Genomic DNA, 12911 nt, shown 5'->3' with positions numbered 1-12911 from the left:
AAGACAGTGGCTGCCAATTTTCCCGTTTGTATAAAAACGTCAGTGTAAGTTCATCTGCCTGCGTTGAATGCCTAAAATTTAAACTCCGACAGTGGCTGTGTGGGAGGGGGCGATCTTCACTTCACGTTGTCCATAGTGAAATTTTATGAGGAAAACCACTGCGTTCTACTTGCACGTAGACGCGCAATCTACCTTAGTGATGGGTGCCCACCACTGGAATAGCAGTGGTGGGAACACCCTGTTGTAACTATTTTGCTTCGACTATATTGGTGCATTTTTTCCCAAATACGTGACGACATTGTCCAGTAGCACCGACCCTGCACCATCCACTGTGAACCGTAATGCCTTGACCTCAATGTTTACAGGGTACTCGATATCAATTCGTACCCCCTCAAGACCGCCGTCATAAGGTGTCTCGTATACAACGTCGCCGGACCTGTTCAAGCAAGCGAAGGTTCCACGGGTGCCGGGTAGCGCATAAGCACTCGGTTGGCCACCGGTAACCTCGTCATTCCAAGTGAAAGTGGCCGAAGCGTTGTTTCTGATGACAATGGCTTTCCCGGATATCAGGGGGGAATAGCGCTCGCCAAAATCCTCAATGGCGGCAGACCCGATAGGGAGGAGCCAAAAGTGAGAGAAAATGGCGGGAGAATAGGACGGAAGTTCACGCGGTATTTCGCTCTCAAAGGTTTCCGTCGGTGGCTGGTCAGGGTTCGGAGAAATCCCTACGTTGTCTAGGAGTACTGCACCATTCGCCTCAACCTGCCAGCGCAGCACTTTGGGGTTGAACCATACGGGAATATCGACATTGATAATGGTTCCCAGCGTGCCACCGTCAAACGAAGCTTCCTCTTCAACCACCCCCGACGGCGATAAAAAAGCATAGGTGCCCACGGTGCCTGGCAAGGCGAAAGCCCGCTGGGGTCTGAAGTGCGATTGGTCATCCAAAATGAGACTTACGGCTGAGTTGTGCCCGACGGACATGGCCTTGCCAGAAACCGCCGGGGTGTAAGTCTCGCCGAAATCCTCGATGGCCACCGAGCCTGAGGGCAGCGCCCAGAATAGCGAGAAGTAGGCGGGGGAGTTTGCGGGAAGTTGGCGGATGGTTTCGGTGTCGAAGGTTTCTGTCGGTTGTTCATTGAGTGAATATCTATTTTCACTTTTCATGGTCTAACTCCGTAGGTGAAAGTTCCAGGCGATCGAAGCAAAAAAGCAACCAAGCAGTTGGCTGGCTGCAGATGTCACCATTGCTGGCTGTGCCAGTTTTGATGGGCTGATTTAAAAGATCAACTGTAAGAAATGACAGGTGACTAGGTCGTGGCTAAGTCGCACTGCTTTTCCGATAACGTTAGGTGACAGCGCTGGGGCTTCACGTTACTCAATTTCATTAGTGCCCTCCCAGAACCCAGAGCGGACGGGATTGGAGCCAGACCGCGTCGCCTGCATCGAGACAATCTTTGCTGCTACAAGTGCACGTTCTGTAGGACCAGGCGAAGCTCGGAAAGGGGCTCGTCCGCCCATCCGCTTCGCCCGCTTCCCGAGCTGGCGCCCGGTCCCACAGGAGTGGGCTAGTTGCTGAAATCAGGCGGGAATCCCATGGCGATTCATGAATTAGAATTAAGAATGTAGTAAATCTGAGTTAACCCTGCGGCCTTGCGCAATCCCTATAGTCGCTCCACACAACAACAATTGAGTGGAGTTGACCATGAAGACTTACAACATTGCTGCCGTGCCAGGCGACGGTATCGGCGTGGAAGTGATCGATGCCGGTATCGAGGTGCTCAAGGCCCTGGCCCAGCGCGCCGGCACCTTCGCCCTGAACTTCAAGCAGTTTGACTGGAATTCCGACAACTTCCTCAAGCACGGCCACTACATCCCCGAAGGCGGCCTGGAAGAACTGAAAACCTTCGATTCGATCTTCTTCGGCGCCGTGGGTGCGCTCAATGTGCCCGATCACGTGTCGCTGTGGGGCCTGCGCCTGCCCATCTGTCAAGGCTTCGACCAGTACGCCAACGTGCGCCCGGCGCGCGTGCTGCCGGGGGTGAAGAGTCCGCTGCACAACGGCCACGAGATCGACTGGGTGGTGATCCGCGAGAACTCCGAAGGCGAGTATTCGGGCAACGGCGGCCGCGTGCACCGTGGCCTCCCCGAAGAGGTAGCTACCGAAGTGTCGGTGTTCACCCGCACCGGCGTCGAGCGTATCCACCGCTTTGCCTTCGAGCTGGCGCGCACCCGGCCACGCAAGCACCTGACCCTGGTGACCAAGTCCAATGCTCAGCGCCACGGCATGGTGCTGTGGGACGAGATTTTCTACGAAGTCGCCAAGGATTTCCCCGACGTCAAGGTCGACAAGGAACTGGTGGATGCCGTCACCACGCGCATGGTGCTCAAGCCATCGACCCTGGACGTGATCGTGGCCACCAACCTACACGCCGACATCCTTTCGGACCTGGCGGCGGCGCTGTCCGGCAGCCTGGGCATTGCGCCCACGGCCAACCTCAACCCCGGCAAGCGCTTCCCGTCCATGTTCGAGCCTATCCACGGTTCGGCCTTCGATATCACCGGCAAGGGCGTGGCCAACCCCATCGCCACGTTCTGGACCGCGGCGATGATGCTTGAGCACCTGGGCGAGCCGGCCGCCGCGCGGCAGCTGATGTCGGCCATCGAGGCGGTGACCGAGGCGGGCGTGCACACCCCGGACCTGGGCGGCACCGCGACCACGCGGCAAGTGACCGATGCCGTCATCGAGCTGATCAAGCGCTGATCCGCCACACGCCTACCCACGCTGTGGCGGCAGTCGCTCGCGGCTGCACGCCATGGCGCACCTGACAACAATAACAATCAGGGCCTGTCATGAAACGCATACTCGGCAAACTCTACGTACAAGTGCTCATCGCCGTGGTACTGGGCGCCATCGTCGGCGTGCTGTTCCCGGATACCGGCACCGCGCTCAAGCCAATCGGTGACGGCTTCATCAAACTGATCAAGATGCTGTTGGCACCGGTGATCTTCCTCACGGTGGTCAGCGGCATCGCCCGCATGGAAAACATGAAGGAACTGGGCCGCGTCGGTGTGCGCGCCTTGCTGTACTTCGAAGTGGTGTCCACCTTGGCCCTGGCCATCGGCCTGATCGTGGTGGATGTGTTCAAGCCCGGCGCCGGCATGAACATCGACGCCAAGGCGCTGGACACCTCCAGCATCGCCACCTACACCACCCAGGCGCCGCACAACTCGTTCATGGACTTCATCCTCAGCATCATTCCCGACACCATCGTCGGGGCGTTCGCCCAGGGCAACGTGCTGCAGATTCTGCTGTTCTCCATCCTGCTGGGCGTGGCGCTGGCCAACGCCGGGCCGCGGGCCAGGATCTTCATTGACGTGATCGACAGCCTGATGAAGGGCATGTTCAACATCGTCAACATGGTGATGCGCCTGGCGCCCATCGGTGCGTTCGGGGCCATTGCCTTCACCATCGGCAAGTACGGCTTTGGCTCGATGTTCTCGCTGGGCAAGTTGATGGCCTGCGTGTATCTGACCTGCGTGGTGTTCGTGATCTTCATCCTGGGGCCGATCTGCCGCTACAGCGGCTTCAGCCTGTGGAAGTTTTTGCGCTTCATCAAGGAAGAGCTGTTCACCGTGCTGGGCACCAGCTCGTCCGAATCGGTGCTGCCGCAGATGATCACCAAGATGGAACGGGCAGGGTGCTCAAAGCCGGTGGCCGGCATGATGATTCCCGCCGGGTTGAGCTTCAACCCGGACGGCCAGGCGATCTACTACACCATCGCCGCCATCTTCATCGCCCAGGCCACCAACACGCCGTTGACCCTGACCGATCAGTTGATCGTGCTGGCGGTGTTGATGTTCACCTCCAAGGGCTCGGCGGGTGTCAGCGGCTCGGGGTTCATCATCCTGGCGGCGACCCTGGCGTCGCTGGGCAAGATCCCGGTGTCGGGGATGGTCTTGCTGTTGGGCGTGGACCGCTTCATGTCCGAGGCGCGCGCCATTACCAATACCATCGGCAATGGCGTCGGTACCCTGGCAATTGCCAAGTGGGTGGGGGCGCTGGACATGGTCAAGCTCAACCGGGCGCTGGAGGGCAAGGATGAGGCGGTTGAGGAAACCGTGGCGGCCAAGCCTGCCGGGTTTGCCTTGCCGCCGCAGACCGAGGCTGCCAGCCGCAGCTGACCTGTAGCCGCTGCCGCCAGGCGGCGCTGGCCCTGTGTCCCACTGTGGATCTTCAGGGTCAACACTGGCCAGCGCAGCCGGGCGGCAGCGGCTACGGGCTATGTAGAACTGTCGCGGTCGGCGATGTTGTCGATGTGCCGGAAACGCTCGATCAAAAAATCGATCAGGCTGCGCACCCGCGCCGACAGGTGCAGCTGCTGCGGGTACACCGCGTACACGTCCGCGCGGGTCGGGGTGTGGTCTTCCAGCACCAGCCGCAGGCGCCCGCTGCGCACGTATTTGGCGATGTCCCACTCGGCGCGCAGCAGCAGGCCATACCCCTCCAACGCCCAGTTCAGGGCCACCTCACCATCGTTGCAGCCCAGCGCGCCGTGCACCTTGATGTTCTCGGTGCGCGAGCCGTTGCTGAAGGTCCACACGCCATAGGGCGATTCGTTCTGGCGAATGAAAATGCAGTTGTGATTCTGCAGGTCACTGAGGCTTTGTGGCACGCCGTGCTTCTCCAGGTACAGCGGCGAGGCGCACAGCAGCCGGCGGTTGGAGGCGATCTTGCGGGCATGCAGCGCGGCGTCCGGCAAGGTGCCGAAACGGATGCCCAGGTCAAAGCCGTGGGTGGTCAGGTCCAGTGGGTGGTCGCTGATCTCCAGCTGGATTTCCACCTCGGGGTACATCGCATAAAACGCTGCCAGCGCCGGGCCGATATGGCGGCGGCCAAACCCCAGGGAGGCATTGACCCGCAGCAGTCCCTTGGGCGTGCCACGGCTGCTGCTGACCAACTGCTCGACTTCGTCGATCTGGGTGAGGATGCGCGCGACATGGGCGTAGTACAGCTCACCCTCGGTGGTCAGGCTCATGGAGCGGGTGGTGCGATTGACCAGGCGCACGCCCAGGCGCGCCTCCAGTGCCGCCAGGCGCTTGCTGACCGCCGGCGGCGTCACGCCCAGCTCGCGGGCGGTGGCGACGAGGCTGCCCTGCTTGGCCAGCAGGTGGAAAAACCCCAAATCCTGGGCGTTGTTCATTCGTGACTCCAGGTTAATTGTCTCGGTATTTCAGGTTAACCATCGACTCCAAGTCACTACATATACTCCACCCGGCCTGTGGTTGAACACCCCCGTGCTCACTCATGACAACTATAAAAATCAGGAAACAAGATGAAACGTGTATTAAGCAAACTGTATGTACAGGTGCTGCTCGCCGTTGTACTGGGCATCACTGTCGGCGCCGTTTGGCCGGCAGCCGGCGAGGCACTTGCGCCGTTGGGCGATGGCTTCATCAAGCTGATCAAGATGCTGTTGGCACCGGTTATCTTCCTGACCGTGGTCAGTGGTATCGCCAGCATGGAAAACATGAAGGAACTGGGCCGTGTCGGTGCCCGGGCGCTGATCTATTACGAAGTGCTGTCCACCCTGGCGCTGGCCATCGGGCTGGTGGTGGTCAATCTGCTCAAGCCCGGCGTGGGCATGAACATCGATGCGAGGACGCTGGATACCTCCAGCATCGCCCTGTACACCACGGCTGGGCACCACAGTTCGGTCACCGGCTTCCTGCTGGGGATCATCCCCGACACCGTGGTGGACGCGTTTGCCAAAGGCAACGTGCTGCAGATCCTGATGTTCTCGATTTTGCTCGGTATCGCCCTGGCCAACGCCGGGCCGAGGGCCAAGCCCTTTATCGACGTGATGGACAGCCTGATGCGCGGCATGTTCAACATCGTCAACATGGTGATGCGCCTGGCGCCCATCGGCGCCTTCGGGGCCATGGCCTTCACGGTCGGCAAGTACGGCCTGGGCAGCATGTTCTCGCTGGGCAAACTGATGGGCTGCGTGTACCTGACGTGCATCCTGTTCGTGGCCCTGGTGCTGGGGCCCATCTGCCGCTATTCGGGCTTCAGCCTGTGGAAACTGCTGCGCTACCTCAAGGATGAGTTGCTGACCGTGCTGGGCACCAGTTCGTCGGAATCGGTGGTGCCGCAATTGATCACCAAAATGGAACGCGCCGGCTGTTCCAAGCCGGTGGCGGGGATGATGGTGCCGGCGGGGCTGAGCTTCAACCCGGATGGCCAGGCCATCTACTACACCATCGCCGCGATCTTCATTGCCCAGGCCACCAACACGCCGCTGACGCTGACCGATCAGCTGATTGTGCTGGGGGTATTGATGTTCACCTCCAAGGGCTCGGCGGGTGTCAGCGGGTCGGGGTTCATTATCCTGGCGGCCACCCTGGCGTCACTGGGCACCATCCCGGTGTCCGGGATGGTGCTGTTGTTGGGCGTGGACCGTTTCATGTCCGGCGCCAGGGCGTTGACCAACACCATCGGCAATGGCGTCGGTACCCTGGTGATTGCCAAGTGGGTAGGGGCGCTGGATACCGCCCGGTTGCACAAGGTGCTGGAAGGCGAGGAGGTGACGGCGCCAGTGGTGCCGCTGCCGGTGGAGGCCCAGGCGGAGCATGAGGTGCTTGAAGGCAAGGCCGCAAGGCGCGGTTGAGGCGACGGCCCTTTTACATTCCCTGGGAAAGCTGACAACGCGCCCGCACTCTGCAATACCTGTAGCCGCTGCCGCCAGGCTGCGCTGGCCCCATGCCTCACTGGAGATCTTCAGTGTTCGCACAGGCCAGCGCAGCCTGGCGGCAGCGGCTACGGGATCGGTGTTGTCACAGCACCTGCTTGAGATAATCCCGCGCCCACGCCGCATAGGTCTCGGCACCCGCATAATGGGCAGCCAGCGCCGTCGCATCGTAATACTCGTGCACCTTCAACCCCCGCTGCTCGCGCAGGCGTTCGTAGGTGGCCTTGATGGCCGCAAAATACGGCGCATGGCCGTCCAGCACGATACGCACGCCCAACTCCGCCAGCAGTTGGTCGTCGCTCAGCGCCGGGTTGCCGTAGGCCACCAGCATCAGCGGCACGCACAGGGTTTCGGCGATGGCGTGCAAGTGTTCCGCATCCTTCACCCCCACCAGGCAAATGGCGTCGGCACCGGCGTCTTCATAGGCGCGCGCCCGGTCGATGACGTCGGCCAGCGGCTGCACGCCTGCGTGGGTGCGGGCGATGATCGCCAGGGCCGGGTCCTGGCGCGCGCGCAGGGCGGCGCGCAGTTTGCCTACGCCTTCGGCCAGGCTGATCAGGTCGCTGGCCTTGCAGCCGAACTGGGCTGGCAGCACAGTATCTTCCAGGGTCAGGGCGGCGACGCCGGCGCGTTCCAGCTCGGCCACGGTCCGCATGGTGTTCAGCGCGTTGCCGTAGCCGTGGTCGGCGTCGACAATCAGCGGCAGGCGTGCCACCCGGCCGATGCGGGTGGCCTGTTCGGCGAACTCGCTCAACGTGATCAGGGCGACGTCCGGGGCGCCGAGCACCTGCAGGGAGGCCACCGAGCCGCCAAGGATCCCCACTTCAAACCCCAGGTCGGCGGCCATGCGCGCGGACAGCGGGTCGAAGATCGAGGCGGTGTGGTAACAGAAAGGGCCGGCTAGCAAGGCCTGAAAGGCGTTGCGCAGTTCATGGTGACTGGCGTTGTGCATAAGGAGTATCTGCGTCGGTAAGGGAAAGGGGCGGTCCAGGCAGGGCGAAGTGCAGGGGGCCGCGAAGTGCAGGGGGCTCTGCGAACACACCTGGAGCGGTGGGGGAAAGGGTGCGACGTTGCCCTGTCGGCGCTGCGTGGGCGCCGACAGGGCGTCGGTGCGGGGCGCTCAAGGGCGGCCCCGACGGATCATTGGCTGAACCGCCTTATTTGATGAACCGGACCTGGGCGTTGATCTTCTCGATGATCGCGCCTTTGCGATCGTTGAAGCGCACCTTGTTCTGCTCGAACAGGTTGTTGCCCTTGGTATCGATCGAGATGATCAGCGGGCCGAACTCGCGCACACGGTTCACCCACAGGGTTTCCGGCATGCCCAGGTCTTGCCATTCGGCGCGTTCAATCTCTTCCACCTTGGTGGCGGCCAGCACCGCGCAGCCACCGGGGAATACCGCGTGCACCGCCTTGTTCTCCAGGCAGCCGGCGGTGGTTTCCGGGCCCATGCCGCCCTTGCCAATGATCATCTTCACGCCGGTTTCTTCGATGAACTGCTTCTCGAATTTTTCCATGCGCATGCTGGTGGTGGGGCCGATGGAAACCATCTCGAAGCTGCCGTCGTCCTTCTTGCGCACGATGGGGCCGGCATGGAAGATCGCGCCACCGCGCAGGTCCACCGGCAGTTCGCGCTTGAGCTCGATCAGGCGGCGGTGGGCCACGTCGCGGCAGGTCACCAACTGGCCGGTCAGGTACACCACGTCGCCGACGTTGAGGTCGGCCAGGTCCTCGTCCTTGATAGGGGTATTAAGGACTTTGATCACAGTACTACTCCTTCGTGGGAGAGGATGTCGTAGGTCAGGTCGGCGTTGATGCGGATTTTGCCGCGCCGGTGTGCCCAGCAACCGGTGGACACGGCCACGCCGATGGTGGAGGGGTGGCGTGCCGAAGACTCAATGTTCACGCCCATCACGCTGCTGTTGCCGGTCAGGCCTTGCGGGCCGATGCCGACTTCGTTCAGGCCTTCTTCGAGCAGTTGTTCCATCAGCGCCGCGCTGGCGTTGGGGTGGCTGGAGTCGACCGGGCGCAGGATGGCGCGCTTGGACAAACGCGCCGCGGTTTCCACCGACGTCGACACGCCCACGCCCACCAGCAGCGGCGGGCAGGCGTTGACGCCGCGGGAGGTGATCACGTCAAAGACGAACTCGGTCACGCCTTCATAACCCTGGCCAGGCATCAGCACCTTGGCAGAGCCTGGCAGGGTACAGCCGCCGCCGGCCATGTACACGTCGATCAGCGCGTAATCGGCGTCGGGGATGATCTCCCAGTCCAGCCACGGGATTTTCGAGCCGGTGTTGGTGCCGGTGTTTTTCTCGATGAAGGTTTCCACCGCGTTGTGGCGCAGCGGGCCCTTGATGGTCGCTTCCTTGGTGGCGTTTTCCAGGATGTTTTCCAGCTCACCCAGCAGCGGGAAGCGGGCGCCGGCGCTGATGAAGTACTGGATCACCCCGGTGTCCTGGCAGCTGGGACGGTCCAGCTTGTCGGCGTAGTCCTGGTTCTCGGCCATGGAGTCGTACACGGCGATCGCCAGCGGGTTGGTCTCGGCGGCGCGCAGTTGCGCGGTCTTTTTCTTCACATCGGTCGGCAGGCGCTTGCCGATGTAGGCCGTGAACTTGGCCATGACATCGGTCAACGAATCAACGGCTGATTCTTTGTCCATCGTGTTCTCCTCAGTGCATCACAAGGCTTGTTATTGAAAGCAGGGTGGTTAGTGCGGACGTGGATACCCTGTAGTTCGTGTGGTTATTGCACTGAGTTAAAATTATCAGCTTTGCTCAAAGGATTTAATGGGTTGAAAGTTATTACACTAGTTCCTGCAAGTTAATTATCCGGACGATGTAGCCGCTGCCGCCAGGCTGCGCTGGCCTGTGTGAACCCTGAAGATTTTCAGTGAGGCACCGGGCCAGCGCAGCCTGGCGGCAGCGGCTACAGGATTGTTCATGAATCGTGTTCTGTCGGTTCACGGAAGCGATCTTGATGCAGATACGGCAGGCAATATGCTCTTGGCCACGTCCTCAACCAAAAAGACGACCGTGCCGCCATGACCAGCCCCCGCACCCTGTACCAGAAACACATCGACAGCCACACCGTCTGCACCCTGGACGACCAAGGCCACGTACTGCTGTACATCGACCGCCAGGTGGCCAACGAATACACCAGCCCGCAAGCCTTCAGCGGCTTGCGCGAAGCCGGCCGCGGCGTATGGCGCCCGGCGGCGACCTTGTGCGTGGTGGATCACGTCAACCCCACCACGCCCCGGCGCGACGGCACCGTACCCGACGCCGGCGGCGCTCGCCAGGTGGCCTACTTTGCGGAAAACTGCCGCGACTTCGGCATCGAGCTGTTCGACGTGCTGGACCCGCGCCAAGGCATCGAGCACGTGGTGGCGCCGGAGCAGGGCTTTATCCTGCCTGGCATGGTGGTGGCCGCAGGCGACAGCCACACCACCACCTATGGCGCATTGGGCGCCTTCGGTTTCGGCATCGGTACCTCGGAAATCGAGCACGTGCTGGCGACCCAGACGCTGGTCTACAAACGCCTGAAAACCCTGCGCGTCACCGTCAAGGGCCAGCTGGGTCCGGGCGTTACGGCCAAGGACATCATCATGGCGCTGATCGAGCAGATCGGCGCGTCAGGGGCCACTGGCTTCGCCATTGAATTCGACGGGCCGGTGATCACCGCGCTCAGCGTCGAGGCTCGCATGACCATCTGCAACATGGCCGTGGAAGCCGGTGCCCGCGGCGCCTTCATGGCACCGGACGACAAGGTGTTCGCCTACCTCAAAAGCAAGCCGCGCGCGCCCAAGGACGCGTTGTGGGAGCAGGCCGAACGCACTGGGCGCACGCTGTACACCGACCAGGGCGCGGTGTTTGATCGCGAGGTACTGGTCGACGTCGACACGCTGGAGCCCATGGTGACCTGGGGCACCAGCCCCGACCAGGCAGCGCCGGTCAGCGGCCGCGTGCCGGACCCGGCGCAGCAAGCCGATCCCATCCTGCGCCACGGCTTGCAGCGCGCCCTGAACTACATGGGCCTGCACGCCGGCATGGCCCTGAGCGACATCACCATCAGCCATGCCTTTATCGGCTCGTGCACCAATGCGCGCATTGAAGACCTGCGCGAGGTGGCCAGGGTAGTGGAGGGCAGGCACGTGGCATCCAGCGTACGAGCGATGATCGTCCCAGGCTCCAGCCTGGTGCGCGCCCAGGCCGAAGCAGAGGGCCTGGCACGCATCTTCCAGGACGCCGGCTTCGAGTGGCGCCAGTCAGGCTGCTCCATGTGCCTGGCCATGAACGACGATGTGCTGGCCCCCGGCGACCGCTGCGCGTCCAGCACCAACCGCAACTTCGAGGGCCGGCAGGGTGCCGGTGCCCGTACCCACCTGATGAGCCCGGCGATGGTCGCGGCCGCGGCGATCCGTGGCCACCTGGTCGATGTCCGTCACTTTGCCCAGGAGGCCTGAGCATGCAAGCGTTCACCCTTGTCACCGGCCAGGCCGCCCCGATGCTGGCGGCCAACATCGACACCGACATCATCATGCCCAAGCAGTTTCTCAAGGGCATTGACCGCAGTGGACTGGACAAAGGCGCGTTCTTTGACCTGCGTTTTTTGCCGTCAGGCGAACTCGACCCTGCATTCGTGCTCAATCAACCGGCGTGGCGCGAGGCGGCGTTCCTGGTGGTGGGGCCCAATTTCGGCTGCGGCTCCAGCCGTGAACACGCCGTGTGGGGCCTCAAGCAACTGGGTATCCGCGCCCTGATCGGCACAAGCTTCGCCGGGATCTTCTTCGACAACTGCCAGCGCAACGGCGTGCTCGCCATCCAGTTGCCCGAGCCGCAACTGCAGCGCCTGGGGCAGGTGATCAGCCAGCCGGCCACCGCCACCCTGCGTGTCGACCTGCCCGCCCAGCGCATCGAATTGGCCGACGGCAGCGTCATCGAGTTTGCCATCGACGGCCTGCGCAAACAGTCGCTGCTGCTGGGCCTGGATGCCGTGGGCAGCACCCTGCAACGCGCCGAGCAGATCCGCGCCTTCGAGGCACGGCACCTGGCCGAGCACCCTTGGCTGTAAACCTTTCAGGCCAATGAAAGCGTGCGAAAGTGTTCCTCAAAGAACGCCACGCACGCTTTCAACTTGGCCGACTCACTCAGCCGCCCCGGGTACACCGCCCACACGTTGGCGCTTTGCGAGTAGTCAGGCAGCACTTGCACCAGCTGACCGCTGTCCAACATCGGTTTCACATCCCACAGCGACCGCAGAATGATCCCGGCCCCGCTCAAGGCCCATTGCAGGACGATCTCGCCGTTGTTGGACGACAGCGGGCCGCTGACTCGCACCGACTCTACCTTGCGCCCCTCGCGGGCCAGCTCCCAGATACCGAAGGCATAGTTGCGTTCCTTCAGCACCAGGCAGTCGTGCCCGGCCAGCTCGTCGAGCTGTTGGGGTGTGCCTCGACGGGCCAAATAGTCGGGGGTGGCACACAGCACCCGGCGGTTCTTGACCAGTTGCGTGCCGTGAAACTGCTCGGGCAGGTCGTCGCCCACCAGGATTTCCAGGTCGAAACCTTCGTTGATGATATCGACCACCCGGTCGAATACATCCAGGCGAATGTCGAGTTGCGGGTAGCGCTGCGACAACAGGGTAATGGCCGGGGCCACGTGATTGCGGCCGAAGCCAAAGCTGCTGCACATATGCAGGGCGCCGCGCAGTTGGTGGGGGGCGTCGTTTAACTGGCCGAGGAAGTCGTCCATGTCGTCGAGCAGGCGGGTGGCCCAGGTCAGGGTCTGTTCGCCTTGGTCGGTCAGGGCGATGCGCCGCGTAGTGCGGTGCAGCAGGCGGGTGCCAAGGGTGGCTTCCAATACGCCGATGCGCTTGCTGATGTAGGCGGGCGAGTAGCCCAGGGCCTCGGCGGCGCTGGCGAAGCCGTTGTTGCGCACCACGGCGAGGAATACCCGCAGGTCGTCGGGGAGGGGAGATTGGCCACGGTGTGTGTTCATGCGGGTGCTGGCGTTGGCTGTTTATACGACGAAGTATGAAGTAGCGGCGTGGAAAACGCTCGGGCATAACGCTGAACGCCGACATTTGCGGGTAATATTGCGCAGTAGGGTCGCACCGCAGGGTGGCGTGCCAGGTGCCTGGAAGGTGGCCCGAATTTAT

Annotated in this window: 11 protein-coding genes; 5 read left to right on the top strand and 6 right to left on the bottom strand. The window is 62.2% G+C overall.

Annotation, left to right across the window (positions count from 1 at the left end; genetic code table 11):
• Nucleotides 1-261 precede the first annotated feature (261 nt).
• On the bottom strand, nt 262-1167 hold the full coding sequence (locus ACZ9GA_RS14910) for a hypothetical protein (protein ID WP_457361947.1): 906 nt from the start codon (nt 1165-1167) through the stop codon (nt 262-264).
• Nucleotides 1168-1705: 538 nt separating this feature from the next.
• Here ACZ9GA_RS14910 and ACZ9GA_RS14905 point away from each other — a divergent pair.
• Nucleotides 1706-2764, top strand: a complete 1059-nt coding sequence (locus ACZ9GA_RS14905) for a tartrate dehydrogenase (RefSeq protein ID WP_457361948.1) — start codon at nt 1706-1708, stop codon at nt 2762-2764.
• A gap of 89 nt (nt 2765-2853) precedes the next feature.
• Complete coding sequence (locus ACZ9GA_RS14900; protein WP_457361949.1) at nt 2854-4185, top strand: dicarboxylate/amino acid:cation symporter; 1332 nt, start codon at nt 2854-2856, stop codon at nt 4183-4185.
• A gap of 98 nt (nt 4186-4283) precedes the next feature.
• On the opposite strand, the gene ACZ9GA_RS14895 is transcribed toward ACZ9GA_RS14900, so the two are convergent.
• Nucleotides 4284-5204, bottom strand: a complete 921-nt coding sequence (locus ACZ9GA_RS14895) for a LysR family transcriptional regulator (RefSeq protein WP_457361950.1) — start codon at nt 5202-5204, stop codon at nt 4284-4286.
• Nucleotides 5205-5336: 132 nt separating this feature from the next.
• Here ACZ9GA_RS14895 and ACZ9GA_RS14890 point away from each other — a divergent pair, with 132 nt between their 5' ends.
• On the top strand, nt 5337-6671 hold the full coding sequence (locus ACZ9GA_RS14890; RefSeq protein WP_457361951.1) for a dicarboxylate/amino acid:cation symporter: 1335 nt from the start codon (nt 5337-5339) through the stop codon (nt 6669-6671).
• Between the two features lie 166 nt (nt 6672-6837).
• On the opposite strand, the gene ACZ9GA_RS14885 is transcribed toward ACZ9GA_RS14890, so the two are convergent.
• The 3 genes from ACZ9GA_RS14885 to ttdA form a co-directional block, all read right to left on the bottom strand.
• Nucleotides 6838-7704 carry an isocitrate lyase/PEP mutase family protein gene (locus ACZ9GA_RS14885; RefSeq protein WP_457361952.1) on the bottom strand — a complete coding sequence of 289 codons (867 nt, stop codon included), beginning with the start codon at nt 7702-7704 and terminating at the stop codon, nt 6838-6840.
• A 205-nt stretch (nt 7705-7909) separates the two neighbouring features.
• Nucleotides 7910-8518 carry a L(+)-tartrate dehydratase subunit beta gene (gene ttdB / locus ACZ9GA_RS14880; protein ID WP_177019232.1) on the bottom strand — a complete coding sequence of 203 codons (609 nt, stop codon included), beginning with the start codon at nt 8516-8518 and terminating at the stop codon, nt 7910-7912.
• Nucleotides 8515-9414, bottom strand: coding sequence for a L(+)-tartrate dehydratase subunit alpha (gene ttdA / locus ACZ9GA_RS14875; RefSeq protein ID WP_027977699.1), 900 nt, complete (start codon nt 9412-9414; stop codon nt 8515-8517). Before ttdA ends, ttdB begins: the two co-directional genes overlap by 4 nt.
• A gap of 381 nt (nt 9415-9795) precedes the next feature.
• Here ttdA and leuC point away from each other — a divergent pair, with 381 nt between their 5' ends.
• A complete protein-coding gene (gene leuC, locus ACZ9GA_RS14870; protein ID WP_457361953.1) occupies nt 9796-11217 on the top strand; it encodes a 3-isopropylmalate dehydratase large subunit in 1422 nt (473 codons plus the stop codon).
• Entirely contained in the window at nt 11214-11825 is a 612-nt protein-coding gene (gene leuD, locus ACZ9GA_RS14865; protein WP_457363719.1) for a 3-isopropylmalate dehydratase small subunit, read from the top strand. Before leuC ends, leuD begins: the two co-directional genes overlap by 4 nt.
• Before the next feature lie 5 nt (nt 11826-11830).
• Here leuD and ACZ9GA_RS14860 read toward each other — a convergent pair whose 3' ends face one another.
• Nucleotides 11831-12751, bottom strand: coding sequence for a LysR substrate-binding domain-containing protein (locus ACZ9GA_RS14860; RefSeq protein ID WP_457361954.1), 921 nt, complete (start codon nt 12749-12751; stop codon nt 11831-11833).
• Nucleotides 12752-12911: the final 160 nt, after the last annotated feature.

This window comes from Pseudomonas sp. TE3644 (assembly GCF_056278815.1).
This window is presented reverse-complemented; position numbering and strand designations above follow the sequence as displayed.